Source organism: bacterium SCSIO 12827, assembly GCA_024397995.1.
Classification (GTDB): domain Bacteria; phylum Pseudomonadota; class Alphaproteobacteria; order Rhodospirillales; family Casp-alpha2; genus UBA1479.
The window spans coordinates 945,381-972,237 of the sequence record CP073746.1 but is presented as its reverse complement, the minus strand read 5'-3'; the positions used below and the strand labels follow the sequence as shown (position 1 = coordinate 972,237).

Annotated in this window: 25 protein-coding genes; 10 read left to right on the top strand and 15 right to left on the bottom strand. The window is 62.7% G+C overall.

Going from position 1 to position 26,857, the window contains the following annotated elements; translation table 11 throughout:
* Nucleotides 1-247 precede the first annotated feature (247 nt).
* Nucleotides 248-1,042 carry a hypothetical protein gene (locus tag KFF05_04595; GenBank protein ID UTW52650.1) on the top strand — a complete coding sequence of 265 codons (795 nt, stop codon included), beginning with the start codon at nucleotides 248-250 and terminating at the stop codon, nucleotides 1,040-1,042.
* 55 nt (nucleotides 1,043-1,097) lie between these two features.
* On the opposite strand, the gene KFF05_04590 is transcribed toward KFF05_04595, so the two are convergent.
* The 5 genes from KFF05_04590 to coxB all read right to left on the bottom strand — a co-directional run bounded on the left by KFF05_04590 (nucleotide 1,098) and on the right by coxB (nucleotide 5,751).
* Nucleotides 1,098-1,505, bottom strand: coding sequence for a DUF983 domain-containing protein (locus KFF05_04590; GenBank protein ID UTW52649.1), 408 nt, complete (start codon nucleotides 1,503-1,505; stop codon nucleotides 1,098-1,100).
* 149 nt (nucleotides 1,506-1,654) lie between these two features.
* A complete protein-coding gene (locus KFF05_04585; GenBank protein UTW52648.1) occupies nucleotides 1,655-2,467 on the bottom strand; it encodes a cytochrome c oxidase subunit 3 in 813 nt (270 codons plus the stop codon).
* 68 nt (nucleotides 2,468-2,535) lie between these two features.
* On the bottom strand, nucleotides 2,536-3,156 hold the full coding sequence (locus tag KFF05_04580; protein ID UTW53584.1) for a cytochrome c oxidase assembly protein: 621 nt from the start codon (nucleotides 3,154-3,156) through the stop codon (nucleotides 2,536-2,538).
* 27 nt (nucleotides 3,157-3,183) lie between these two features.
* On the bottom strand, nucleotides 3,184-4,809 hold the full coding sequence (gene ctaD, locus KFF05_04575) for a cytochrome c oxidase subunit I (GenBank protein UTW52647.1): 1,626 nt from the start codon (nucleotides 4,807-4,809) through the stop codon (nucleotides 3,184-3,186).
* 81 nt (nucleotides 4,810-4,890) lie between these two features.
* Nucleotides 4,891-5,751, bottom strand: a complete 861-nt coding sequence (gene coxB / locus KFF05_04570) for a cytochrome c oxidase subunit II (GenBank protein ID UTW52646.1) — start codon at nucleotides 5,749-5,751, stop codon at nucleotides 4,891-4,893.
* Between the two features lie 406 nt (nucleotides 5,752-6,157).
* Here coxB and KFF05_04565 point away from each other — a divergent pair, with 406 nt between their 5' ends.
* Genes KFF05_04565 through KFF05_04540 form a run of 6 tightly spaced genes read left to right on the top strand, consistent with a single transcriptional unit; the run spans nucleotide 6,158 to nucleotide 13,216 of the window.
* Nucleotides 6,158-6,589, top strand: coding sequence for a DUF420 domain-containing protein (locus tag KFF05_04565; GenBank protein ID UTW52645.1), 432 nt, complete (start codon nucleotides 6,158-6,160; stop codon nucleotides 6,587-6,589).
* Complete coding sequence (locus tag KFF05_04560; protein UTW52644.1) at nucleotides 6,586-8,004, top strand: cbb3-type cytochrome c oxidase subunit I; 1,419 nt, start codon at nucleotides 6,586-6,588, stop codon at nucleotides 8,002-8,004. Before KFF05_04565 ends, KFF05_04560 begins: the two co-directional genes overlap by 4 nt.
* 31 nt (nucleotides 8,005-8,035) lie before the next feature.
* Nucleotides 8,036-9,010, top strand: a complete 975-nt coding sequence (locus KFF05_04555) for a heme o synthase (protein ID UTW52643.1) — start codon at nucleotides 8,036-8,038, stop codon at nucleotides 9,008-9,010.
* Nucleotides 9,011-9,025: 15 nt separating this feature from the next.
* Entirely contained in the window at nucleotides 9,026-10,543 is a 1,518-nt protein-coding gene (locus KFF05_04550) for a carboxypeptidase M32 (GenBank protein ID UTW52642.1), read from the top strand.
* Nucleotide 10,544: 1 nt separating this feature from the next.
* Nucleotides 10,545-11,945 carry a threonine synthase gene (locus KFF05_04545; protein UTW52641.1) on the top strand — a complete coding sequence of 467 codons (1,401 nt, stop codon included), beginning with the start codon at nucleotides 10,545-10,547 and terminating at the stop codon, nucleotides 11,943-11,945.
* A gap of 11 nt (nucleotides 11,946-11,956) precedes the next feature.
* Complete coding sequence (locus tag KFF05_04540) at nucleotides 11,957-13,216, top strand: insulinase family protein (GenBank protein ID UTW52640.1); 1,260 nt, start codon at nucleotides 11,957-11,959, stop codon at nucleotides 13,214-13,216.
* A 15-nt stretch (nucleotides 13,217-13,231) separates the two neighbouring features.
* On the opposite strand, the gene KFF05_04535 is transcribed toward KFF05_04540, so the two are convergent.
* The 3 genes from KFF05_04535 to KFF05_04525 form a co-directional block, all read right to left on the bottom strand.
* Complete coding sequence (locus KFF05_04535; protein UTW52639.1) at nucleotides 13,232-13,741, bottom strand: hypothetical protein; 510 nt, start codon at nucleotides 13,739-13,741, stop codon at nucleotides 13,232-13,234.
* Nucleotides 13,742-13,948: 207 nt separating this feature from the next.
* Nucleotides 13,949-14,215 carry a hypothetical protein gene (locus tag KFF05_04530; GenBank protein UTW52638.1) on the bottom strand — a complete coding sequence of 89 codons (267 nt, stop codon included), beginning with the start codon at nucleotides 14,213-14,215 and terminating at the stop codon, nucleotides 13,949-13,951.
* A 29-nt stretch (nucleotides 14,216-14,244) separates the two neighbouring features.
* Nucleotides 14,245-14,820 carry a YqgE/AlgH family protein gene (locus tag KFF05_04525; protein UTW52637.1) on the bottom strand — a complete coding sequence of 192 codons (576 nt, stop codon included), beginning with the start codon at nucleotides 14,818-14,820 and terminating at the stop codon, nucleotides 14,245-14,247.
* A 233-nt stretch (nucleotides 14,821-15,053) separates the two neighbouring features.
* Here KFF05_04525 and KFF05_04520 point away from each other — a divergent pair, with 233 nt between their 5' ends.
* A complete protein-coding gene (locus KFF05_04520) occupies nucleotides 15,054-17,291 on the top strand; it encodes a thioredoxin family protein (GenBank protein UTW52636.1) in 2,238 nt (745 codons plus the stop codon).
* A 139-nt stretch (nucleotides 17,292-17,430) separates the two neighbouring features.
* Nucleotides 17,431-17,913, top strand: coding sequence for a peroxiredoxin (locus KFF05_04515; protein UTW52635.1), 483 nt, complete (start codon nucleotides 17,431-17,433; stop codon nucleotides 17,911-17,913).
* A gap of 56 nt (nucleotides 17,914-17,969) precedes the next feature.
* Here KFF05_04515 and KFF05_04510 read toward each other — a convergent pair whose 3' ends face one another.
* The 4 genes from KFF05_04510 to KFF05_04495 form a co-directional block, all read right to left on the bottom strand.
* Nucleotides 17,970-19,064: an ABC transporter ATP-binding protein gene (locus tag KFF05_04510; GenBank protein UTW52634.1), complete on the bottom strand. Its 1,095-nt coding sequence runs from the start codon at nucleotides 19,062-19,064 to the stop codon at nucleotides 17,970-17,972.
* 2 nt (nucleotides 19,065-19,066) lie between these two features.
* The gene (locus KFF05_04505) at nucleotides 19,067-20,791 is read right to left on the bottom strand and encodes an iron ABC transporter permease (protein ID UTW52633.1); all 1,725 of its coding nucleotides are present in this window, start codon (nucleotides 20,789-20,791) and stop codon (nucleotides 19,067-19,069) included.
* Nucleotides 20,792-20,882: 91 nt separating this feature from the next.
* Nucleotides 20,883-22,232, bottom strand: a complete 1,350-nt coding sequence (locus KFF05_04500) for an extracellular solute-binding protein (GenBank protein UTW52632.1) — start codon at nucleotides 22,230-22,232, stop codon at nucleotides 20,883-20,885.
* A 179-nt stretch (nucleotides 22,233-22,411) separates the two neighbouring features.
* Nucleotides 22,412-23,071 (bottom strand): glutathione S-transferase family protein, encoded by a 660-nt coding sequence (locus tag KFF05_04495; protein UTW52631.1) that lies wholly within the window; start codon nucleotides 23,069-23,071, stop codon nucleotides 22,412-22,414.
* Between the two features lie 95 nt (nucleotides 23,072-23,166).
* Here KFF05_04495 and KFF05_04490 point away from each other — a divergent pair, with 95 nt between their 5' ends.
* A complete protein-coding gene (locus KFF05_04490; GenBank protein ID UTW52630.1) occupies nucleotides 23,167-24,057 on the top strand; it encodes a LysR family transcriptional regulator in 891 nt (296 codons plus the stop codon).
* On the opposite strand, the gene KFF05_04485 is transcribed toward KFF05_04490, so the two are convergent.
* The 3 genes from KFF05_04485 to KFF05_04475 all read right to left on the bottom strand — a co-directional run bounded on the left by KFF05_04485 (nucleotide 24,054) and on the right by KFF05_04475 (nucleotide 26,847).
* Entirely contained in the window at nucleotides 24,054-25,289 is a 1,236-nt protein-coding gene (locus KFF05_04485; protein UTW52629.1) for a polyhydroxyalkanoate depolymerase, read from the bottom strand. The two genes, KFF05_04490 and KFF05_04485, sit on opposite strands and share 4 nt — an antisense overlap.
* 141 nt (nucleotides 25,290-25,430) lie before the next feature.
* Nucleotides 25,431-25,874, bottom strand: coding sequence for a ribonuclease HI (rnhA, locus tag KFF05_04480; protein UTW52628.1), 444 nt, complete (start codon nucleotides 25,872-25,874; stop codon nucleotides 25,431-25,433).
* A 4-nt stretch (nucleotides 25,875-25,878) separates the two neighbouring features.
* Nucleotides 25,879-26,847, bottom strand: coding sequence for a homoserine kinase (locus KFF05_04475; protein ID UTW52627.1), 969 nt, complete (start codon nucleotides 26,845-26,847; stop codon nucleotides 25,879-25,881).
* Nucleotides 26,848-26,857 lie beyond the last annotated feature (10 nt).

The window sequence follows — 26,857 nt, the reverse complement described above, 5'->3', positions numbered from 1 at the left end:
CCCGACGTGTAAATAGAATTCCCGGGACAACCGCCCCTCCAGATCATTTTTTTGCGAACGATGCCACGACCCTAGCCTCTAGCGATTACCGAGACTTTAATTCGAACTATGCGGTAATTTTCAATCCCTCTAACGTAGTTAATTGACGGCTTCGACAGCCATCGTTTTAATTGGACTTTGACGTAGCTTGCCTTGATTCTACTTGAAAATTCAGTGTTTCAGCATTTCACGCCTTGGAGCAATAAACATGGCTTTTCAAATAGGCGCCCGTTGGGACGACGGATTAGGTCGTACCTATATGGAACTCAGCAACCCGATGCAGGCTACGCAGCTCTACGAGCAGCAAAAGGCATTTTGGGTCACCCGAAACCAGGGCTGCGACGGTAAAATTTCACCCGAAATGGAGGCTGAGATCATCGCGGATCAGCTTTCGGAATACAGCGGCCCAGGCTTCGAAACCACCAAACCGATCCTCGACCGCGCGGTTCGACTCACTCAAGACCGAGGGCAAACAGGGCTCTCTATCGTCGAAATCGGCGCCGCCAACGGTGGCACCGTGCGCCATTTCGAGAAGTTCAACCCGGAAGTCGACCTTGGCTTCTACGGCATGGAAGCCCTTCCTTTGCTGGCTGAGGATGGGGCAAAGAAGTACCCGCAGCACCGCTTTCAGGCCGGGACCGCGGAAGATTTTGTTGAATTGACCACCGAAGATCTGGGACGGGAGCGGTTCGATATGTTTCTCGCCTCGGGTGTGTTGTGCATGCTGCTGCCCGATCTCGCCTTCATGGTCCTGCGCAAGGCCAGCGAGATTTCCGATATGATTGTTTGTCGCGATTACCTGGCGAACAAAGGCGGCGAAATCTCCAGCAATCGGCCGGTCATGTTCGAACTGGTGCCCGGACATACGCATTACCTGTTCGCCAATCCCTACGAACTGATGCTTCGCAGCCTTGGATTCTCGCGTATCGAATATATTTTCGAAGAATCGGCCGATCCGCGAATTCGTGGAACCGCCAGTTTCCTGGCACTACGCAGCCGATAGGAAGAACAACCCTTCAACGGCCCACCTTGCGGAGCCTGAACCGCCAAGGCAGGATTTAAATACCGCCCAGTCGAGTGTCTTCCTCAGTCGACCGATACTTGTACTGTAGCCCCACGGCCATACCCTTCAAGGGCACCATGATGCCGAGGGTCAGCAGTGTGCCGAGGGGAATCCATAGCAACAGATGGACCCAGACAGGGGGCTCGTAGACAACTTCAAGCGCCAATGCCAATCCGACGATGATCCCGCCGATAATCAGCAGCACCGGCACCACGGGCCCATCGCCCGTGTCGTGGCCATGAAAGCTCATGCCGCAGACATCGCAGGTATCAGCGACCTTGAGGTAGCCCTTGAACAGCCGCCCCTCGCCGCAGCGCGGACAACGGCCCTTGATGCCACGCACCACTGGCGAGGCGCCGTCGTCGTCCGTAACGGGGGATGGATTGCTCGCAAGGTCGTTCATGGCCAACTCCTGAAAATTCTACATTTCCCAGTCGTGAATTGAAGATAAGGGTGCGGTGCGCCGATTACCAGCAACCGCTGATGAAAACCCACAAAAGAAAACGCTCCCCCGGGGGGGAGCGTTTCCGATACCAAAGGAATGTCGCCGACTTAGAGCAACTGGGTCGCGGACCCCTTGCCCCACCAGTAAATGGCGACGAACAGGAACAGCCACACCACGTCAACGAAGTGCCAGTACCAGGCTGCGGCTTCGAAGCCGATGTGTTTTTCCGCCGTGAAATGGCCTTTCGACGCGCGGATCAGGCAGACCAGCAGGAACGTCGTCCCAACGATGACGTGGAAGCCGTGGAAGCCGGTGGCCAGATAGAAGGTCGACGGATAGATGCCGTCTTTCAAGCCAAAGGCCGCATGGTGATATTCGTAGGCCTGGAAGCCCGTGAAGATCATGCCCAGGATGACCGTGTAGACCAGCCAGCGCGCACACATCTTGTTGTCGCCGTGGCGGATCGCATGGTGGGCGACGGTCACCGTCGCACCCGAGGTCAGCAGGATCAGGGTGTTCAGGAACGGGATGTTCCAGGGGTTGAAGGGCAGGATGTCCTTCGGCGGCCAGGGCACGGTCGCGACGTTCGACAGGAACGGCACCGAAGCGTGGAAGAAGGCCCAGAAGAAGGCGAAGAAGAACATCACTTCTGAAGCGATGAACAGCAGCATGCCGACCCGCAGCCCGTGCGAGACCACGTCCGTGTGGTACTTGCGGGTCAGGCTTTCGGCGATCACGTCCTTCCACCAACCGAAGAAGGTATAGAACATGATCACGAAACCGGCCGCCATCAGGTACCAGGGGCCGCCGTGCATGAACCAGATGCTGCCGCAGGCCGTTATCAAGGCCGCCACCGATCCCACGAGGGGCCACTTCGAGGGCTCCACCATGTGGAAGGGATGATTACCGCCACTCGCCATTATTTTTACTCCCTTTGGTCGTTCGTAGAAGGAACCGAGGTTCCCTTAAACCTGTCTGATGAAACCGCTCAACCACCCGTGCGCGCGTCGCCCTTGGCGACGGCACTGGTTTTCTGAACGGCAGGGGCCGCGTCAGCCGCCCGGTGAAACGTGTAGGACAGCACGATCTCGCTTACGTCCTTGGTATTGGGGTCCGTGAAGAATTCCGGATCGACATAGAACTGAACCGGCATGTCGACCTGTTGACCGGCCTGCAGCGTCTGCTCGGTAAAGCAGAAGCACTCGATCTTGGTGAAATAGATACCGGCCTTGTAAGGCGTCACATTGAAACTGGCCGTGCCGGTCACCGGCGCGCTCTCGTCGTTCCTGGCGGAATAGAAAGCCAGCGCCTGTTCCCCGGGATGAAGGGTTACCCGGCGCTGTTCCGGACGGAAGGTCCAGTTGAGGTCACGCGACACATTGGCATCGAACGCAATGGTGATCGTCTTGCCCTGGAGCCCAGCCGGAACGGCTGCGGCATCGGTGGTCGATACCTGGGTCGTGCCGCCATAGCCGGTGACCTGACAGAACAACTGGTACAACGGGACCGACGCATAGGACAGGCCGACCATGCCGCCGACAACGGCGAACAGCGCAAGCGCCGTCCGCCGATTGTTGGATTTACGTGGTTGCCGTGACACGGGCGGGATCCTCGTTGCCAGTTCCAGAGCCGGGCCTTAGTGGGCCTCGACCTTACCGGTCATGTCGGGCACGTCCTCGAAGGTATGGAACGGCGCCGGGCTGGCGACGGTCCACTCGAGGGTCGTGGCCCCTTCGCCCCACGGATTGGCGGCCGCGGCCTTACCGGCGGCAAAGGTCCGCCACACCCCGACGAAGAAGATCAGGGTCCCGAGGATGGTGATCAGAGCGCCAACCGACGACACCATGTTCCAGCCCGAATAGACGTCGGGATAATCCTGGATACGACGCGGCATGCCAGCCATGCCCAGGAAATGCTGCGGGAAGAACAGGACGTTGACGCCGACGAAGGTCACCCAGAAGTGCAGGCGGCCCAGGCCTTCCGGATACTGGTAACCGGACATTTTGCCGATCCAGTAGTACCAGCCGGCGAAGATGGCGAACACGGCGCCGAGCGACAGCACGTAATGGAAGTGGGCGACCACGTAGTAGGTGTCGTGGAACGCCAGGTCGACGCCCGAGTTGGCGAGCACCACACCGGTCACACCGCCGACCACGAACAGGAAGATGAAGCCGATCGACCACAGCATGGGCGTGTCGAAGCGGATCGATCCGCCCCACATGGTCGCGATCCACGAGAAGATCTTTACCCCCGTGGGCACGGCGATGACCATGGTGGCGGCCACGAAGTAGGCCCGCGTTTCCACGTTCAGACCGACCGTATACATGTGGTGGGCCCACACGATGAAACCGATAACGCCGATCGAGACCATGGCATAGGCCATGCCGAGATAGCCGAACACGGGCTTCTTGGAGAAGGTCGACACGATCTGCGAGATGATGCCGAAGGCCGGCACGATCATGATGTAGACCTCGGGATGACCGAAGAACCAGAACAGGTGCTGCCACAGGATCGGATCGCCGCCGCCGGACGGCACGAAGAACGTGGTGCCGAAGTTACGGTCGGTCAGCAGCATGGTCAGACCACCGGCCAGAACCGGCAGGGACAGCAGCAGCAGGAAGGCGGTGATCAGCATCGCCCAGACGAACAGCGGCATGCGGTGGATCGTCATGCCCGGCGCGCGCATGTTCAGAATGGTGACGATGAAGTTGATGGCGCCCAGGATCGACGACGCCCCGGCCACGTGCAGCGACAGGATCGCGAAGTCCACGGCCATGGACGGATGGAAGTCGATACCGGATAGCGGCGGATAGACGGTCCAGCCGGTCGCGGCACCGCCGCCGATGAGACCGGACATGACCAGCAGCACCGTCGAAGCGACCAAGAACCAGAACGAAATGTTGTTCATGCGCGGGAAGGCCATGTCCGGCGCGCCGATCATCATCGGCACGAACCAGTTGCCGAAACCGCCGATCAGCGCCGGCATGACAAAGAAGAAGATCATCAGGAAGCCGTGCGCCGTGACCAGCACGTTGTAGAAATGCGCGTCGGCGATGAATTGAATGCCCGGCTCGGCCAGTTCCAAGCGGATCAGCCAGGATGCGGTCCCACCCAGGATGGCGCAGATCATCGCGAGGACCATATACATGGTCCCGATGTCCTTGTGGTTGGTGGAATAGAGCCACCGCCCGATGCCTTTGGGAGCGTGGTTGTGATCGTCGTGCCCGGCGTGTCCGTCGTGGGCGCTCACTTCACTGGCCATGGGTCAACCTCTTCTCGTTCCGTTGTATTGCGGCCGCCGCAGCGTGCCGTGAATCCTTGAATGCGCTATCAAACCGCCTGGTCAGTTTTTGGCCTGGGCGACCTTAACCTGAGCCTCTTCGGCCGCCGGGGCAGGCATCGAGTCGGCATACTTCGCCTTGGCCGTCGCCACCCAGGCCGCGAATTCTTCCTTCGTGACCGCCTTCACATGGATCGGCATGTAGGCATGGCCGACACCGCAAAGCTCCGAACACTGACCGTAGTAATCGCCGGTCTTGGTGATGCGCACCCAGTTTTCGTTGGTCCGGCCGGGAACGGCGTCCAGCTTCATGCCGAAGGCCGGCATGGCCCAGTTATGGATCACGTCATCGGCCGTCTGCAGCACGCGGATGTTGGTATCGATCGGCAGAACCACCGAGTTGTCCACGGTCAGAAGGCGCGGCTGACCCGGCTTCAGATCCTCTTCCTGGACAATCTGGCTGTCGAACCCGAAACCGCCCTGATCCGGATAGCTGTAGGACCAGTACCACTGATGGCCGACGACCTTGAGGGTCATGTCCGGGTTTTCGTATTTGTCCTGATAGAACAGCAACTTGAACGACGGCACGGCGATCACCACCAGAATGATGATCGGCACCACGGTCCACACCACCTCGATAAAGGTGTTGTGCGTCGTCTTCGACGGGACCGGGTTGGCCTTTTCGTTGAATTTGACGATCACGTAGATCAGCAGAACCAACACGAACAGCGTGATGATCGTGATGATCCAGAACAGCAAATTATGGAAATCCTCGATCTGCTCCATGACCGGGGATGCGGCTTCCTGGAAGTTCATCTGCCAGGGCGTCGCGATGCCGTCCGCCAGGGCGCTGCCGCCGAAGGAAAGAAGGAAAAGTGCGGCACCTGTGATCAGGGCGTGCAATCTCAAGGTCATGGTCCTCATCCGAAATTACCGGGCATTGGGATTTACACTCAAAAGAAGTTAATCCGTTAGGCCCTTGTTTCTTAACCCATTCTGCCTACGCCCGGCCGCGCGCGATGGCGCCTCGCCACCGGGGAGACGAGAGGTCTTAGCTAGCATCCCCCGGCAGCATTGCAAAGGCTTTTTTACCCTGGACAATCGGCCTAATAGCCTTGATTTTCCGCCATCAAGGTCCAATCTGGGGCAGGCGCCGCCTTGCCCCCCGCGACATGGCGGCACCCCGCCCCATCGGGTCGGCGGCGCGAATTGAGTAAGGAATGCAAGATGATGAAGAACTGGCAGTTGGGCGCCATCCTGGGCGTCGTGGCGGTGACGATGTACCTGCTTTTCTGGCTTAACATGACGACCCGCTAGACCACTCGCCGTCATGACCATTCAAGACCTGCCCCACCTGATCGCCGGCTTCAACGCCTTGTCCGTGGTGTTCATGACCGTCGGTTATGTCTTCATCCGGCAGGGTGCGAAAGACAAACACCGCGCCATGATGCTTTGCGCGGCGGCCGCCTCGGCCCTGTTCCTGGTGGTTTACGTAATCTACAAATTCAATTCCGGGTTCGCCAAATTCGGCGGCGAAGGCATGATCCGGCCCGTCTATTTCACCATCCTGATCGTCCACGTGATCGGCGCCATCGCCATCACGCCACTGGTGCCCATGACCTTCTGGCGAGCCCTGACCGGCCAGTTCGCGCGCCACAAGGCGCTGGCGCGCTGGGTCTGGCCGCTGTGGATGTATGTCGGCATTTCCGGCGTCGTGGTTTATGTCATGGCCGTCCACCTTTATCCTTATACAGGCCAATGACAGACAACGATAAAACCCCTGACGGAACCCTGGGCACCGCCGCCAACAGTGAAGACGCGCGCTGGGAAATCCGCGCCTGGCTGTTGCTGGGCCTGGCCGCCCTCGCCATCGCCGGCGTGTTCGCCCTGATGCTGGCCGTGTCCCGCGTACCGGGTGCGGAACGGATGATCCCCTGGCCGCTCCATTTCTTTGAAAAAGGCCTGGTCATCCACGTCGTCTATTCCTTCGTCGTATGGTTCCTCTGCCTGCTCGGCGCCCTGGTGGCGGCGACCACCTATCACCTGGACGGCGGCCGGTCGCGCGGCCGGTCCACGGGGCGTTCTGCCGTGTGGTTGGTCGCGGCGGGGGAAATCCTGCTGATGATCCCGGCCCTCAAGCACGACACCCAACCGTCCCTCAACAATTACGTGCCGACGGTGATCGACCCGCTCTACTACCTGGGTCTGGTGTTCATGTTCATGGGCGTGCTGTTCGTCGTCCTGCGCCTGGCGGCGGCGTTCCTGCGCCGCGTCAACGAACCGGGTCCGGGGGGCCTCGGCGTTCTGTTGACGGGGCTGATCTATGTCGCCGCCTTTGCCTGCTTCGCCGTGACGTTCCAGGCCGCCTCGGGCGAGCCGACATCCGTGGAACTGAACGAACGCCTGTTCTGGGGCGGCGGGCATGTCCTGCAGTTCGTCAATACCGGCCTGATGCTCTGCGCCTGGTGGGCGCTGGCCGGGGCCGCCGGCCGGCCGCTTTCGGGCAGTCTGTTCTTCTGGGCCCTGGCCGCCCTCACCCTGTTCGCGCTGATCGGCCCGGCGCTTTATTGGATATTCCCCGCGTTCAGCGCCGAACAGACCCAGGCCTTCACCAACCTGCAATACCTGTTGGCCCCGGCCCCGGTTGTGTTGGCCGCCGCCTTCCTGTTCACCGGCGGCGGCACGCCGCCTGCCGACGACCGCGCGCGTCTGGCGCGGTCCGCCCTCTATCTGTCCATGGCGGTGTTTTTCCTGGGCGGGCTGCTCGGCCTGTTCGTCGACGGCGCCGATACCCGCACGCCGGCCCATTACCATGGCGTCATCGGCGGCGTGAACCTGGCCCTGATGGGCCTGGTGTTCTGCGCCCTGCTGCCGTCGCTGGAGCGCGCCCCCAAGCTGGGCCGCGCCGCGTTCGCCCTGTTCTGGCTTTACGGCCTGGGGCAGGCGCTGCATTCGGCGGGCCTGTTCCTGGCCGGCGGATACGGCGCGCCGCGCAAGGTGGCGGGCGACATCGCCGGGCTGGAAGCGTTCGGCGCGCAGGTCGGGCTGTACGGCATGGGGGTGGGTGCGGTGATCGCCGTGGCCGGCGGCGTCATGTTCATCTGGATCGTCGGGCGGGCACTTTTACGCCGACCTGGACCAACGGACACTGGCCCTCGGCGCGAACTTAAAATATAAAGCGCCCAGGCAACGCACACCGACCAACGCCATGAGGACACCCGTGAGCGACACCGTCGCCCCGCATATCAACGCTTCGGCCGAGACCGCGCCCCGCCCGGAACCCCAGTTCCGGCTGGCCGACTATGCCCTGTTGCTGAAGCCCCGGGTGATGTCCCTGGTGGTGTTCACGGCCATGGTCGGCCTGGTCATGGCACCGGGCGCCATCGGCACCTGGGAAGCCTTCGTCGCGATCCTGTGCATTTCCATCGGCGCCGGTGCTTCGGGCGCCATCAACATGTGGTACGACCGCGACATCGACCTGCACATGCAGCGCACCATGAACCGGCCGATCCCGGCCGGCCGCATGGACCCCGGCAACGCGCTGGTGTTCGGCACGGTGCTGGCCGTCGCCTCGGTCGCCGCCATGGCGGTCTGGGTCAACCTGATTTCCGCCGGTCTGCTGGCCTTCACGATCCTGTATTACGTGTTCATCTACACGGTCTGGCTGAAACGCCGCACGCCGCAGAACATCGTCATCGGCGGCGCCTCGGGCGCTCTGCCGCCGGTCATCGGCTGGGCCGCCGTGACCGGAAACGCCGGATTCCTGGCCGACCCCTGGGGTGCGGTAGCACTCTTCTCGATCATCTTCCTGTGGACGCCGCCCCATACCTGGGCGTTGGCCCTGTTCCGCCGCCAGGACTATCAGACCGTGGGCGTGCCCATGCTGCCCGTGGTGGTCGGCGAACACCGGACCAAGATCCAGATGGCCGTCTACACGGCGCTGCTGATTCCGGCGACCTTCGCGCCCGTGATGCTCGGCCTGTCCGGCTGGCTCTATACCCTGGCCGTCGCGGGCCTGAACGTCGGCCTTGTCGTGCATATGGCGCGGGTTTGGCGGGCGGAAAACGTCGCCGACGCCAAGCAGGGCCCCTGCCGACCGATGTTTTTCTATACGATCCTTTACCTGTTCGGGATTTTCCTGGCCCTGCTGGCCGACCGCACCCTGTTCGTCGCTGTCTTTTGACCCCATATAGGCGACATGCCGGACAGCCAATCCCCTGACACCCCCGCCTACACCCGCCTGGAAAACCGTTTCCGGCGTCTGAACGCGCTGGGCGAGGCCCAGGAAGTCCTGCATTGGGACATGTCCACGGTAATGCCGAGGGGCGGCCACGAATCCCGGGCCGAACAGCTGGCCGAACTGGCCGCCGTCTATCACGGCATGCTGACGGACAACGAAACTGGCGACCTGATCAATGCCGCCGAGGCCGATGCAGCGAACCTGAACGACTGGCAGCGCGCCAATCTGCGCGAGATCAAACGCAATTACGTCAAGGCCACGGCCCTGTCGGAAGACCTGGTGACGCGGCTCAGCCGCGCATCTTCGGCCTGCGAGGCCGTATGGCGCGACGCCCGCGCCGACAACGACTTCAAGGCCGTGCAGCCCCTGGTGACGGAACTTCTGGCCCTGGTCCGCGAAAAGGCCGCCGCCAAGGCGGAGGTTCTGGGCGTCGGCCTGTATGACGCACTGCTGGCCGATTACGAGCCGGGGGGACGGTCCGCCGAGATCGACGCCGTGTTCGACGAATTGGAGGCCTTCCTGCCCGGGTTCCTGGGCGAGGTTCTGGAACACCAGGCCAAGGCGCCCAAGGTGATCCTGCCCGACGGCCCGTTTCCCGAGGAAAAGCAAAAGGCGCTCGGCCAGCGGTTCATGGAAATGCTGGGCTTCGACTTCCATCACGGGCGGCTCGACGTCAGCCTGCATCCCTTCTGCGGCGGCACCCCGGACGACGTGCGCATTACCACGCGCTATGATGAAAACGATTTCACCTCGGCCCTCATGGGCGTGCTGCACGAAACTGGCCATGCCATGTACGAACGCGGCCTGCCCAAGGATTGGCGCGGCCAGCCCGTGGGCCATGCGCTCGGCATGTCCGTCCATGAAAGCCAATCCCTGCTGATCGAGATGCAGGTCTGCCGGTCCAAGACCTTCCTGGATTTCGCGGCCCCGATCATGGTCGAGACCTTCGGCGGCACGGGGCCCGCCTGGGACGCGGACAACCTGTTCCGTCTCTACACGCAGGTCGAACGCTCGTTCATTCGCGTCGACGCCGACGAAGTGACTTATCCGGCCCATGTGATCTTGCGCTACCGCCTGGAGAAGGCGCTGATCGAAGGCGACATGGAAATCGCCAACCTGCCGAGTGCGTGGAACGACGGCATGGAACGGCTGCTCGGCATCCGCCCGCCGACGGACACGCTCGGCTGCCTGCAGGACATCCACTGGTACGATGGGGCCTGGGGCTATTTCCCGACCTATACGCTCGGCGCCATGACGGCGGCGCAGCTTTGCGCCGCCGCCCGCGACCAGAACCCGGAAATCGAGCCCGCCATCGGCCGCGGCGACTTCGCGCCGCTGATGGCTTGGCTACGCGCCAACGTGCATGGCAAGGGGTCGTCCGTCAGCGCGAAAGAGCTTTTGATCAGCGCCACGGGCAAGCCGCTCGACCCGAAGGTGTTTGAGAACCACCTCAGAACGCGCTATCTAGCGCCCTGACATGACAAACCCCAGATACATCTCCACGCGGGGCCAGGCCCCCGCGCTTGGTTTCGAGGACGTCCTGCTGGCCGGCCTCGCGCGCGACGGCGGCCTTTACGTGCCAGAGACCTGGCCGCAGTTTTCCGCCGATGACATCCGCGCCATGAAGGACCTGTCCTATCCGGCCCTGGCGCAGAAGGTCATGGCGCCGTTCATCGGCGACGCCATTCCGGCAGCGGACCTGAAGGCATTGATCGAGGACGCCTATGCGACCTTCGACGCCCCCGATGTGCTGCCGCTCAAGAAGATCGGCGACGGTGAATACCTGCTGGAACTGTTCCACGGGCCGACCCTGGCCTTCAAGGACGTGGCCATGCAGGTGCTGGGACGGTTCTTCGATTACGTGCTGAAGAAACGCGGACAGCGTATCACCATCGTGGGGGCCACCTCGGGCGACACCGGCTCCGCCGCCATCGAGGCATGCCGTGACAAGGCCGCCATCGACATCTTCATGCTGCATCCCAAGGGGCGCGTCAGCCCCGTGCAGGAAGCGCAGATGACGTCGGTGCAGGCCGCCAACGTCCACAACATCGCGATCGAAGGCACCTTCGACGACTGCCAGGACCGGGTGAAGGACCTATTCAACGACCCCGCTTTCCGCGACCGATACAACCTGTCCGCCGTGAATTCCATCAACTGGGCACGGGTGATGGCGCAGATCGTCTATTATTTCTGGGCGGCAGTGAAGCTGGGCGCCCCTGACAAGCCGGTCGCGTTTTCCGTGCCCACGGGCAATTTCGGCAACGTGTTCGCGGGCTACGGCGCCATGCAGATGGGCCTGCCGATTTCCAAACTGGTCGTCGGTTCCAACGCCAACGACATCCTGGCCCGCTTCTTTGCCTCCGGCGCCATGGAAATGGCAGGTGTGGTGCCGACCACCAGCCCGTCCATGGACATTCAGGTGTCCTCCAATTTCGAACGCCTGCTGTTCGATCTGGTCGGGCGCGACGGGGCGACCTGCGCCGAAGTGCTGACCGATTTCCGCAAGACCGGCCGGTTCGAGGTCTCCGCCGACCAACTGGCCCGGGCGCGCAAGGTGTTCGCCGGCGCGCGCTTCGACGACGCGGCGACAAAGGCGGTCATCAAACAGGTGCACGACCAGACGGGCGAACTGATCGACCCCCATTCCGCCGTCGGCGTCGGCGCGGCGCGGGAATGCCGGGGCGAAACCGATGCCCCCATGGTCATTCTGGCGACCGCCCATCCGGCGAAATTCCCCGACGCGGTCGAGGACGCCACGGGCCTGCGCCCTGCCCTGCCCGCGCGCCTCGCGGATTTATTGGACCGGCCCAAGCGTTGCCAAACCCTGGCCAACGATCTAGACCAGTTGAAACGCACCATCGAATCAACCCTCGCCTAAGGGAATCCTGAGTGTCCGTACAGATCACCGACCTTGAAAACGGCCTTCGCGTCGTCACCGAACGCATGGATCGGGTCGAAACCGTGTCCGTCGGCGCCTGGGTCGGCGTCGGCGCCCGGCATGAGCCGGAAGCCGTCAACGGCGTGTCCCACTTGTTGGAGCACATGGTGTTCAAGGGCACAAAAAAACGCAGCGCCCGCGCCATCGCCGAGGAGATCGAAGCCGTCGGCGGGCATATGAACGCCTATACCGCGCGCGAGCACACGGCCTATTACGCCAAGATGCTGAAGGAAGACCTGGGCCTGGCCATGGACGTCATCGGCGACCTGGTCCAGCACGCGACCCTGGACGCGGACGAACTGGAACGTGAACGCCATGTCGTGATCCAGGAAATCCACCAGCTTCACGACACACCCGACGACATCGTGTTCGAAAACTTCCAGGCCGTCGCCTTTCCTGACCAGGCGCTGGGACGCTCTGTCCTGGGTTCGGAAGCCCTGATCGAAGGCATGTCCCGCGACGCGGTCCTGGACTACATGACCACCCATTACGCGGCCCCGGTCAGCGTCGTCTCGGCGGCGGGGGCCCTCGACCACGACCGCGTGGTCGACATGGTGCGGCACACCTTCGCGGACCTGCCCGCGGGGGCCCCGGCGGCCCGCGAGGCCGCGCGCTACGGCGGCGGCGACGTGCGCGTCGACCGTGACCTGGAACAGGTCCACATCACCCTGGGATTCGAAGGCCTGGCCTACGACGACGACGATTATTACGCAGCCTCCGTGCTGTCGGCGTTGTTGGGCGGCGGCATGTCGTCGCGCCTGTTCCAGGAAGTCCGCGAAAAACGCGGCCTGGTCTATTCCATCTACAGCTACCAATCCGCCTATGCGGACGGCGGCCTGTTCGGCGTCTATGCGGGCACCGGATCGGGCGAAGTGACCGAACTGATGCCGCTGATCGCGGACGAGTTGAACAAGGTGCGCCTGTCCGTCGACGAGGACGAGGTCGCCCGTGCCCGCGCCCAGTTGAAGGCATCGATCCTGATGTCCCTGGAAAGCACCTCGTCGCGCTGCGAACAATTGGCTCGCCAGATGCTGATCTACGGCCGCCCCGTTCCGGCCGAGGAAATCGTCGCCAAGGTCGATGCCGTCACGGCGGGTGACGTCGTGCACGTGGCCGAACGCCTGTTCAGCACCAAGCCGACCCTGTCGGCGATCGGGCCGCTCGCCAACCTGGAAGCCGGCGACACTTTCGCGGCCCGGCTCAGCGCCTGATCCGACGCGTCCCGCTCATGCTTCGTGACCGGGGGTGAAGCGATCGACCACCACTCCGCCCGTAATGGTTTCACCGTCCTCTGACAGGGGTAGGCGGATGGATGCCGTGGTGAACTTCAGGTTCTTCACCGATATCCAGCGCGTGCGCGAATAGACCGGCTCGCGCCGCTCGATCATCATCGGCAACACCTCCGCATTGACGAATCCGAACCCCTCGATGTTGTCGGCGAAATAACGTTTTCCGGTCAGTTCCTGGCCAGCAACCTGGACCATATGGGTTCCGAAAAAACGGTAGCGGAAATCCATGGGCGGACCGAGAAAATCGATGACGGCGATGCTTGGGATGATCGCCGGTGGCAGGGCTTCCAGGCGAAATTCACCAACCGGCGGACCGACGCGGGCACGGCGCACCCGGTCCCAATATTCAAAGACGGCGACATGTCCTGGATCATCCATACCGTCCAGGTCCAGGATTTCCTTATCGACGATATAGGCAACGCGTTGATCCCGGATGGATTCGAACATGCTTGGGGAGACCTAAGGTTATACCACCTACCGCAGGCCCCGTTGCCCCGTCACCCCCATCGTGGGACGCTTGGTCCGGAAATTCAACGTGTTTCCACCGCGGGATGGCTGCCCGGTCGATACGTGGCCCATCTGAAAACGGTTCGCCGTAGCCCCTGACCTTGTCCGCGAGGCAGCGCCGTCCGATCAGTTCCAGACCGGCGGGCATCAAACCTCGGTGCGGCTGTCCAGATAGCTTTCGATCAGGGCGTAGATTTCCTCGGCCGCATCCTCGTCGCCGGTGAACGTGAGGTTCGCCTGCTCGCCATAGATGTTCAGGACATAACCCCGGGCGCCGCACACATCCTCCAGCGCCTGGATGAACGGCAGGATGACCCGGTCGTTCAGGGCCTCAGCGGTCTGGCAGGCTTCCATACGCTCCAGAAGAAGCTTGCGCAGGTCGTCCGCGGGTTTGCGTTTGGGGGGGCGGCTCATATTAACGGTTCCGGCGTGGTTGGCGGCGTTCAGGCGTGGCCGGCTTCGTCCGACAGCATGCGCAGATCAACACCGATCTTGAGCATCGCCTGTTCCCACTTGTCGTCCATGCCGCCGCCGAACACAAGGGCGGGGTCGGCCGCGACATGCAGCCAACCGTTGGCCTTGATTTCGGAATCCAGTTGTCCCGGCCCCCACCCGGCATAGCCAAGCGCAAGCAACGATTGCCGGGGGCCGATGCCTTCGGCAATGGCCGGCAAGATATCGACCGTGGCGGTCAGGGCGATCTGATCGTCGACGACCATGGTGGCTTCCTGGACATAGTCCGGAGTGTGCAGAACAAAGCCTCGACCCGATTCGACCGGGCCGCCGAAATGCACGTTGATGGGCTCACTGAGCCCGGACGGCACGATGTCCAACTGCTCCAGAAGGTCAGGGAAGCTGAGCGTTTCCAAAGGCTTGTTGACGACCAGACCCATCGCGCCCTCGGCATTATGAGCGCACATGTAAATCACCGTCTTGGAAAACCGTTCGTCCGGCATGTTGGGCATGGCGATCAGCAAATGCCCGGCCAGATAGGCTTCGTCGTCTAGGGTCCGGGGCATGGGATGAGCCTCGAATATCCGTCCAGTTTCACCAATCTATAGCACAACCGCGCCCGATAATTATGGCGTCGTGACGGCACCCCCGCAAGCGCACGCCCGTGAAAAAAGCATCTCACACTGCCCGGAAACCGCCGCAATCACGCGCCATTTATTGGCTGTGTCCGCCGACACCGTGCCATAATATGGGCACCGCAGTCACCACAACCAACCCGCCGGGAAACAAGAATCGCTCCATGACCGCTGCATCCCTTTTTCGCGCCGTCCGCCCGACCGCCCTGATCGCGACCCTCTTGCTGCTGATCTCCGCGACCATCGCGCAGGCTGCGGGCACAGCGCAATCCGCCTGGCATGAAACGGAACAGACCAAGGCCCGCCTGGTCGCCGCCGTGACCCGCACCGGATCGGCGGCGATGCTGCGCCTGGGCCTGGAATTCCACATGCAGCCGGGATGGAAGATTTATTGGCGCTCGCCCGGCGACGCCGGTATCCCACCCCGGCCCAACTGGGACGGTTCGGACAACCTTGCGTCCGCGAAAATTCTCTGGCCGGCGCCGGAACGGTTCAGCGTGCTTGGTCTGGAAACCCTCGGCTACAAGAAAGAGGTCGTGTTTCCCATCGACGCCGTCCCGGCCGAACCGGGCAAACCGGTCATGGTCAAGGCGGTGATCCCTTACCTCACCTCCGACGATATCTGCATCCCCTACACGGCGAACTTGAGCCTGACCCTGCCGGCGGGCACGGCCGAGCCCAGTGAATTCGCCCATCTGATCAACCGCTACGCCGCCACCGTACCCGGCGACGGCGCCCGACACGGACTGATGCTCGCCGATGCGGCAGCACTAAGCCCCGGCGACACCGCCAAGGGCGAAATGCTGATCAGCGTGCGGGCGAAATCAGAAACCCCGTTCTCGGCCCCGGACATCTATCTGGAAGGGCCCGAGGTCCTGGCCTATTCCAAACCCCATGTGACCTTTTCCGACAACGGACGCGAGGCGCGCCTGGACATCACCGTCTACGGGGTCAAGGACCTGAACGGCGGGCCGCAACAATTGGCCAAGGAAGTCCTGACCGCGACCCTGGTCGATGGTGGGCGCAGCGCCGAACGGCAGTTGATGCTGACCCCCGGCGATCTGGCCCCGCCCGCCGACGCGCCGGTCCTCAGCATCGCGGAAACGACCCCGGCACCACAGCCCAATCTGTTGCTGTTCATCGCCCTGGCCGTGCTGGGCGGTCTGATCCTCAACCTGATGCCCTGCGTGCTGCCCGTGCTGTCGATCAAGGTTTTGGGCGTCATGGGGCATGGCGGCGGTGACAAAGGGCAGGTCCGCCGCGGCTTCATCGCCTCGGCATTGGGGATTTTCGCGGCTTTCATGGTGCTGGCCTCCGGCCTGGTCGCGTTGAAAGCCGCCGGCATGACCATCGGCTGGGGCATTCAGTTCCAGCAACCCTGGTTTCTGGCCGCCATGGCGGTGATCGTCTTCGTGTTCGCCTGCAACCTGTTCGGCCTGTTCGAAATCGCCCTGCCCCAGGCCATCGGCGACCTGGGCGCCCATGCCGCCGACCCCAGCCACCATACCGGCCCGATGGGGCATTTCCTTCAGGGCGCCCTGGCGACCCTGCTGGCGACGCCATGCTCCGCCCCCTTCCTTGGCACAGCCGTGGGCTTTGCCCTGGCCCGGGGGGCGCTGGAAATCTATGCCATCTTCGCCGGATTGGCGCTGGGCCTGGCCCTGCCGTATCTGGCCATCGCGGCCGTGCCCGCCGCCGCCACCCGATTGCCCCGCCCGGGCCCCTGGATGATCCGCCTGCGCCAGATCATGGGCCTCGCCCTACTGGCCACGGCCGGGTGGCTGCTGTGGGTCATCATGGGCATCCTGGGGACCACAGTCACGACCGGGCTGGCTGCTGGGCTGGCCATTCTGGGCCTTATTCTGTGGCTTGCCGGACGCGGCATGAAACCGGCCCGCGCCTTGGTGCCGGGGGTTCCCATCGCGCTCGGCGTCGCCATGGTGCTGGCCACTGCCGTGCTGCCGACGGCGGGCGAGACTCCGCCCCGGGCCGCCGGTGAGACCAACCTGCGTGGCACCAAGAATGTGGACGCACGCCGGCATTGGCAGCCGTTCGACGAGGCACGGATCGCCAAACTGGTCGCCGAAGGCAAGACCGTGCTGGTCGACGTCACCGCCGACTGGTGCATCACCTGTCAGGTCAACAAACGCCTGGTCCTCAACCAGGGGGCTGTACATACGGCCATCGCCGACGGGCGCATCGTCGCCATGATCGCCGACTGGACCCGCCCTGATCCGGTGATCGCCGCCTATCTGGCCAAATTCGGGCGCTACGGCATTCCGTTCAATGCGATCTACGGGCCGCAGGCCCCGGACGGCATCCCCCTGCCGGAACTGCTGACGGAAAACGCAGTGACCGAGGCCGTCGCCCGAGCAGGCAACGTGGTGATCGCGAAAAACTAGGCCGGGGCCCGCCATGGGGCGGTTTTTCATGGACTCTTCGCCGGAATGCACTATTTCATGCTGGCATGAACGGCCCGTGCGGCGCGTCCTTAGCGCCGCATGCAGCCATCTTTGAAAAATCAGATTCAGGGGAAATCCAATGACGCTTGGTGTTGGTGACAAAATTCCGGCGGCGACGCTTTACCACATGACCGGTGAAGGCCCGGCCGCCATTTCGACGGACGACATTTTCAACGGCAAGAAGGTCGCCATCTTCGGCGTGCCCGGCGCCTTCACGCCGACCTGCTCGGCCAAGCATCTGCCCGGCTTCGTCGCCAAGGCGGATGAACTCAAAGCCAAGGGGATCGACCAGATCGTCTGCATGTCCGTGAACGACGCCTTCGTCATGGGTGCCTGGGCCAAGGATCAGGGCGCAGACGACAAGGTTCTGCTGGTCGGTGACGGCTCGGCCGAATTCACCAAGGCCGCCGGCCTGGAGCTTGACCTGACCGCCCGCGGTCTCGGCCTGCGCTGCCAGCGCTTCGCCATGGTCGTCGACAACGGCACGGTGAAGTCGATCGAAATCGACGCCGCCGGCGCGTTCGAGAAGACCAGCGCCGAAAGCGTGCTTTCCAGCCTGTAATACAAACGCAGCCCCCGGGAGGTGTTCCGCACCGCCCGGGGGCCGTTTGCTTAATTCTACGCCGACAGCAGCCGGATATCAGCGGCCTCGACGCCCAGGCGCACGTTATCGCCAACGGCATGGACCGCCCGGCCCACGCGGTGGGTTTCATCGACCAGCATCGATACCCCACCGACCCGCACCGCGTAGCGTACGATGGTGCCGAGAAATTCCAACATCTCCACCGTCCCTTCCAATACCGCTGCGTCTTCTCCGAGGACACCGTCCGCATCTGTGATCGTCAGGTTTTGCGGCCGCATCATGGCCGCCGTTCGGTCACCGTCCGCCCCGGCATCCGGCATCAGCCGCAGGCGCGGCCCGGCATCGACGATGAACCAAAGCCCCCCGTCCCCGGTCTCGATCCGGCCTTCCAACAGGTTCGCCGTGCCCAGGAAGCTGGCCACGAAACGGTTGGCCGGATTGTCATACAGGTTCAGCGGCGTGCCCGTCTGCTGGATCACGCCCTGGTCAAGCACGGCCATGCGGTCGGAAATGGTGTTCGCCTCTTCCTGATCGTGGGTCACGAAGATCGTGGTCAGGTTCAATTTACGTTGCAGATCGTGAATTTCGCGGCGCATCTGAACCCGCAGGTTGGCATCCAGATTCGACAGCGGTTCATCCAGCAACAACACCCGCGGCTCAACCACAATGGTGCGGGCCAGGGCCACGCGCTGCTGCTGACCACCGGATAGTTGCGACGGCCGGCGGTCGCCATAGGCGGCAAGCCCGACCATATCCAACGCCGCCTCGACCCGCCCGGCGATCTCGCGCGCCGGCACCTTGCGTTCCTCCAGCCCGAAGGCGACGTTCTTGCGCACGGTCATATGCGGCCATAAGGCATAGGACTGGAACACCATGCCGACATTGCGGTCCCACGGTGCCAGGCCGGCGATGTCGTCGCCGTCGATCAGGATGCGCCCGCCCGGGCGTGGCCCGAACCCGGCGATGGAGCGCAGCAAAGTCGACTTGCCCGATCCCGACGGACCCAGGAAGGTGAACAGCTCGCCCGGCTTGATCTCCAGATTCACGCCCTTCAACACCTCGGTCTTGCCGAAGGACAGGCTGAGGTTGTCGACCGTGACGGTGACGCCGCTGGTTTTCTGCAATGCCATGCTTATGCTCCCTGGACTTTTTCTTCCGGGGCCGCCGCCTGCTGGGGCGCCCGTTCGGTTTCCTTCTTGTTGATAATGCGGTGCGACAGGTAGGTCGCGATCCCGATGATGAGCACCGCGATGATGCCCAACGCCGCCCCCGGCCCGCGTCCGGATGCGGACTGCATGAATTCATAAATGCCGTAGGCAAGCGGCGCGTCCGATTCCTGGGACACCAGCATGATCGTCGCCGACAGTTCGACGGCGGCGGTGGCGAAGCTGGTGACGAAACCGGCGACGATACCGCCCATCATCAGCGGCACGACGATGCGGCGCACGGTGCGGCTTTTGGTCGCCCCCAGGTTCTCCGCCGCTTCCTCCAGCATTACGCTGACCTGCTGCAGGGCGGCAACACAGGCCCGCAGCGCATAGGGCAGTCGCCGAATGGCAAGCGCGATGACGATGATCACCCACCACGACGCCAGCGGCTTGTCGATGAACGGCACGTCGAATTGATAGAAGGTGCGCAGATAGCCAATGCCCAACACGACGCCGGGAATGGCGACCGCGCCCATGGCCATGTAATCCAGCAGCTTGCGCCCGGGCAGGCCCGTGCGCCACACGACATAGGCGATGGCCGTGCCGAACACCACATCGATCCCGGCGGCCAAGCCCGCGTACAGCAGCGTGTTGGTGATGTAGGTCGAAGAGGTCGAAACGACGTCGACATAGTGCTGCGCCGTATAGGCGTCGGGCAGCGGACTGAACGACCACACGGTCCCGAAGCTGAGCAGCGTCAGCGCGATATGCGGCGACAACACCAGCAGCAGGATCAGGATCACCACGGCGTAGCAGCCGGCCTTTTCCCAACCCGCCAGGTCGCGCTTCATAAGACCGCCGCCGCCCTTCTGTACGGTGGCGTAATCCTTGCCGCGCAGGGCGAGGAACGACGTCCACAGGGCCAACAGGGAAAACGCCACCAGGATCACGGAAATCACGTAGCCCATGGGATCGTTGATGCCGATGGATGAAATACGCAGGTACGCCTGCGGCGCCAGCATGTTGTTGATGTTCAGCAATAGCGGCGTGCCCAGATCATCGAACACCTTGAGGAACACCAGGGATGCCCCCGCCACATAGCCCGGCATGGCGAGCGGAAACACGATGCGGCGGAACAGCCGCCCGCGGCTGGCCCCCAGGTTCTGAGCGGCTTCTTCCATGGAGCGGTCGATGTTGTTCAATGCCGCCGACAGGTTGATGAGGATAAAGGGGAAATAGTGGACGCTTTCGACGAAAATCACGCCGTTCAGCCCTTCCATGAAAGGAATGGTAAAGCCGAGGTATTCATCGAGCAGCAGGTTGATCGACCCGTTCTGCCCGAACAGCAGCACCATGGCCACCGCCCCCACGAAAGGCGGCATGATGAGGGGAATGACGCCCAGCGTCTGGATCAGGATCGATCCGCCGAAATTGAAGCGGGTCGTGAAATAGGCCAGCGGCAGGGCGAACACCGACGCCAGAACCACGGACATGGACGCCACGTAAAAGGAATTGAAAAAGGATTCCTGAAACAGCGAGGTGTTGAAAAAATCGACAAAGTTAATAAGCGTCAGGGCACCTGTGTTGGGGTCCTGGAACGCCACATAGATGACCTTGGCAACCGGAATGACAAGGAACACGATCAGGAATAGGGCCAAGGACAAGGCAACGGCGCCGGGACCCCAAAGGCTGCGCGATACGGTGGTCAAGACATCCCCCGGTCGGTATCAGAAAAGTCAGCGTCGGAATAAACAGGCGCCCGGCCCACGGCCGGACCGGGCGCCTGAATAAAGGATCGGCCTACAGCATGGAGGCGGCTTTATCCGCCAGTTCCTTGGCCTTGGCGTAATTCGCTTTGACCTCTTCGTCCCACTGCTGCTCAACCTCGGCCTGACGGCCGGTGACCTTGGTGTCGGCTTTCTTGCGCTTCTTCTTGAAGATCGCATTGAACTCCTTCTTGCCGGCCTCGGCCTCGGTGATCGGCATCTTGGCGACCAAGGCCTCAGCCTCGGCGATCAGCTTGTCCGCATCAGCATTGGATTTACCCTTGGCCTTCGCCTTGGCGTCATGGATCGCCTTGACCGCATTCTGCAAGTCGTCCAGGCGATAGGTCACCATCACGTCGAACAGAGAATTGACCACGTTGTAGCGGCTCTTGGACAAATCCAGGTCGAACTTGACGGCCGAGCCGAGGGACGGATCCTTGAACGGGTTGGGGAACCCGGCAGGTGCCTTGGCGTAAGTCGCGGGGTTCACGGGCAGGCGACGGATCTTGGGATCAAGCAGAACTGCCTGGCCTTCCGGCGACAACAGGAATTCGATGAAGGCCGCCGCCGCCTTGGGGTGCGGCGCGTTCTTCACGATCGCGATGTTGGCCGGCACCAGCGTGGTGATCGGCGGGTACAGGAAATCGACCGGGAAGCCCGAAGCCTGCGACGACAGACCGAAGAAATCGATGACGATGCCGAGCCCGAACTGGCCGGAGTTGACGCCGTCCGGCACGCCGAAGCTGCGTTCGGTGACGGTCTTGAAGTTACCGGACATGGCTTTCATCAGGGCCCAGCCCTTTTCCCAGCCCATACCCTGCAGAATGGTTTCCACGGTCAGATGCGTGGTGCCCGAGCGCGATGGCGCACTCATGCCGACATGGCCGAAATAGACGGGATCGGCCAATTCCGCCCAGGTCTTGGGCACGGGCAGCTTCTTGGCTTTCAGGTAGCGGGTATTCCACATGATGCCGTAGCCCGACGCGGCGAAGCCCTTGTAATAGCCGTCGGGATCGTTGATCGGGAACGCGCCGACCTTTTCCGGGATGCCCTGCACCTTGACCTCGTACTTGGCCAGCAGGCCGTCGCCCTTCAACACCTCGAAAGCGTCAGGCGCCGAAGCCCAGAACATGTCGGCTTTGTTGTTCGCGGCGGTTTCCTGAAGGAACTTGATGCCGGCCGTGGTCTTTTTCTTCAGCATCTCCACTTCGACGCCGGGATGGGCGGCCTCGAATGCCTTCTTGACCGTCACTGTGGTATCCGGCGGATACGACGTAACGATCACCAGCTTGCCTTCCAGATCCGCGGCGAACGTCGGTAATGCCGATACGGCCAGCACGGCGAGCGCGCCGGAAACCGCACGCAGGAAATCCTTGCGTTTCATAGTCTTGATGTCCTCCGAGACGTGAAGATCGATGATCTTCCAGTTTTTGCGCCCCTGCGCCGTTCATCGCGGGCAGGACGGCTCAGTTAACCATGTAACAAAACCGTAACAAAACTGTAGCATCCCGAATTACAGATTCCGACCGTATTTTCGTGGCTTCGGCGGGAATTCGGCCTGCCTCAGGGCAGGCCGTTGCGCCCGTGGGCAAGATAGGCCGGACGCTGGCTGAGAAGCTCGTAGTAGGCCGCAAGCGCTGGTGTCTCCGGCTTCTCGAAGCCTTCGACCTTGAACCAACGGTTGACCACCAGGCCCATGGAAATATCGGCGACGGTGAAGGTATCGCCCGTAACGTACGGGCCGCCCGCCGCCAAATGGGCTTCGACGATCAGCATGTCATGGATCAGGTCCTTACGGCCCTGATTGACGAACCAGTCGTTGTCCCAGGGCGCTTCCTTGAGCACCCCGCCCAGGAAGGCGCCGCGCAGGGCATGGGTCAGGTCGTAGGCGATCCAGTCCATCCATTGTTCGACCTGCTGGCGCTTGACCAGATCGGCGGGGTACAGATCGTCCCGCCCCGCCTTGGACGCGAGATATCGGACAATGGCATTGGATTCGCGCATCACCGCGCCGCCGTCGATCACCACGGGCACCTGGGCGACCGGGTTGAGGGCGAGAAATTCCGGGTCCGTACAGGCGCGGAAGCCGCGGCCATAATCCTCGCGCTCATAGGGCATCTCCATCTCGTCGCAGACCCAAAGGATCTTGCGCACGTTGAAAGAATTGGAGCGGCCAAGAATACGGACGGGTGCTGATTGGGCTGACATGGGGAGATCCTCCATCTGGGGGGCGGGTGTTTGTTGATTTGACGCCCATGATCTGCCGTGCCGTTGCTTAATTCAAATTCATAAATTATAATTATTCATCTATTTAATTTATGAATTTTACGCTCCGCCAATTACAGGTCCTGACCGCCGTCGCCCGCCACGGCAGCTTCACCCGTGCGGCCCAGGACTTGGGCATGACCCAATCCGCCGTCAGCACCAGCGTGCGCCACCTGGAGGCCGAACTGGGCCTGCCCCTGTTCGACCGCGACACCCGCAACGTGCGCCCGACGGAAACCGGGCGCGACCTGGCGACCCGCATCGGCGGCCTACTGAATGATCTGGACAATGTCCTGGAAAGCGCCCGCAGCACCGCCCTGCGCCGGCGGGGGCGCGCACGCATTGCCGCCGTGCCGACGGCGGTGACGCGGCTGCTGCCGCCCTGCTGTGCCGAATGCCGGGGCCGTTATCCGGAAATCGACCTGCGGATCGAAGAAATGGCCGCCGAGGACGTGGCGGCGGCGGTATTGGACGGCCGCGCCGACCTGGGCGTGCTTAACGAAGGACGGCAGGATCTCACCCCCCTGACCGCGACGCCGCTCGGCAATGATATTTTCTGCCTGGTCTGCCCCCAGGGACACCCCCTGGTGCGCAAGCGAACCCCGACATGGCGGGATCTGGACGGCCAGGACATGGTGATGCTGGATGCCCGCACGGGCAGCCGGGCGCTGATCGACGGTGTGCTGCGGGATCAGGGGGTGAGCGTGCGTCCCGTGCAGGAAATGTCCCGCCCGGAAGCGGTCTGCGCCCTGGTCGCCGCCGGCATGGGGATCGCCGTGCTGCCGGAACTGGCGGCGCCAACGACGACGGACCGGGTGCTGGTCACCCGAAGACTGTCTGAGCCCGAGGCCTTTCGCCGCATGATCCTTGTCCACGCCCTCGGGCGGCCCCTGGAAGGTCCGGTCGCCCTGGTCGCCGAGGTATTGGCCCGCCGGGGCGCTTAAGCCTTGGCCGCCGCCTTGGCGTGGGTGCGCATGAAGTCCTTCACCGTGGGCGCGATGTTCTCGCGCCATTTGCGGCCGTTGAACACGCCGTAATGGCCGACGCCTTTTTCCAAGTGATATTTCTTCTTCGCATCCGGCAGGTTCGGCGTGATGTCGAGCGCGGCCTTGGTCTGGCCGACACCGGAAATGTCGTCCAACTCGCCCTCGACGCAGAGAATCGCCGTTTCCGTGATCTTGCCCGGATCGACATTCTGCCAGCGGAACATCATTTCGCCCTTCGGTAGGGCGTGTTCCTGGAATACGACCTCCAGCGTCTGCAGGAAATATTCCGCCGGCAGGTCCATGACCGCCAGGTATTCCTCGTAGAACGCCGATTTCTTGTCCGCCGCCTCGTCGTCGCCTTCGACCAGATGATCGAACAGCTCGTTCATGGACAGCATGTGCCGTTCAAGGTTCATGGAAATGAAGTTCGACAATTGCACGAAGCCCGGCAGCACGCGGCGGAAAGCCCCCGGATATGGCGGCGGCACGGTGGTGATGACGTTCTTTTCAAACCACTTCTTGTCGTTTTCCTTGGCCAGCTTGTTGACCGCGGTCTTGCCGACCCGGGTATCAACCGGCCCGCCCATCAGGGTCATCGTCGCGGGCGCGCAGATGTCCTGCCAGCCGGACATGACGGACACCGCTGCCATCACCGGAACGCTGGGCTGACACACGGCGATGACGTGGGTGTTGGGGCCCAGGAAATGCAGGAAATCGATGATGTAATCGATGTAGTCGTTGAGGTTGAACATGTCGGCCATGACCGGCACATTGCGACAGTCAATCCAGTCGGTGATGTAGACGTCATGGTCCGGCAGCATGGCCTCGACCGTGCCGCGCAACAGGGTCGCGAAATGTCCCGCCAGGGGGGCCGCGATCAGAACCTTGGGATCGTTACGGTCGGTCTTGCGCTTGAAATGGACCAGATCGCAATAGGTCCGATGGATCGTCACCTCGATCTCGACCGGCACTTTCTTACCGTCGATGATCGTATGGTCGATGCCCCATTCGGGCTTGCCGTACTTGTTGGTCATCCGCGAATAGATTTCAGCGGCGGACCCCATGGCCTTGCCGACGGGGGTGTGGCTGAAGGCGTTCATGGGATTGTTGGCGGCGAACTTAAGCGCATCCGCCACAGCCCGTGACGGGGCCATCGCGAGACGCTGCATTTCGTGCATGTAGTAAAGCATGAATGGTGTCCTTTCCCGCGCGCAGAAGGCGCGTCCGGCAGCCATATAATGCACTGCAACATAGCCGACCGCAATAAGCCGTCAGATATAGGGAAAATCAGGTGACGCAGTGCGGCGAAAGGGCGTCTGGCCGGCCCGGGCCTAAATTTCCGAAATGCCGCGGCGGGCCAGTTCGTCCGCCCGCTCGTTCTCCGCATGACCGTCGTGGCCCTTGACCCATTGCCATTCGACGTCGTGGGGGGCCAGGGCAGCCTCCAGGCGGCGCCACAGATCCTCGTTCTTCACGGGCTTCTTGGCCGCCGTCTTCCAGCCGTTGCGTTTCCAGCCGTGGATCCACTTGGTGATGCCGTCCTTCACATAGGTGCTATCGGTGACCAGCCGCACCCGGGACGGCCGGGTCAGGGATTCCAGGCCCCGAATCGCCGCCATCAGCTCCATGCGGTTGTTGGTGGTCTGGGCCTCGCCACCAAAGAGTTCCTTTTCATGGTCGCGCCAGCGCAGCAACACGCCCCAGCCGCCCGGTCCCGGATTGCCCGAGCAGGCCCCGTCGGTGAAGATTTCGATGGTTTCGTCTGATGCCGTCATCAATTCAGTCCACGTCCAATCCATATTCGGCGGCACTTGCCACCCGTTCGTGAAAGCGCAGCTTGGCCACGTATTCCAGGGGATCCTTGGGCGTCACCAGGGCCCCCGGCGGAGTGTTCAGCCAGTCGTACAGGCGGGTCACCAGGAATCGCATGGCCGCCCCCCGGGCGAGCAGCGGCAGGGCCGCGATCTCGTCGGCGCCCAGCGGCCGGGTGCGCGCGTATTCCATGACAAGACGCCGCGCCTTGGTCACGTTGAAGCTGTAATCGGCCTCGAAGCACCAGGCGTTGAGACAGATCGCCAAGTCGTAGACCAGGAAATCCCGGCAGGCGAAATAAAAATCGATCAGCCCGGTCAACTCCGTGCCGCGAAAGAACACGTTGTCGGGAAATAGGTCGGCATGGATGATGCCCCGCGGCAGGTCCTTGGGCCAGGCGGCCTCGATCGCGTCAAGGTCGCGGTTCAGCTTGTCCCCCAGACCCACCTGCACGGTGTCGATCCCATCCCCGGCGCTATTCAGAAGCGGCCGCCAGGCCCCGACGCTGAGCGCATTTTCCCGCCCGCCCTGAAAATCCGCCCCCGCCAGGTGCATCTGCGCCAGGGCGCGGCCGACGCCCGCGCAATGATCTGGCGTCACCCGCCTGGGCCACAGGCCCGGCAGGAAGGTGACGATCGCCGCCGGCCGGCCGCAAAGGGTGCGGAGCGCCTCGCCGTCCCGCGCCCGCACGGGCAGCGGGCAGGCCACGCCGCCCGCCGCCAAATGATCGAGCAACGCCACGAAGAACGGCAGGTCACGGGGATCGACCCGCTTTTCATAGAGTGTCAGGATGTAAGCCCCCGACGACATGGTCAGAAGGAAATTGGAATTCTCGATGCCTTCGGCGATGCCCTTGAAGGCGACGACCTCCCCCAGGTCATAGGCGGTCATAAATTCGACCAGTTCCTCGTCAGAGACTTCCGTGTAGACAGCCATGGCGGTAATA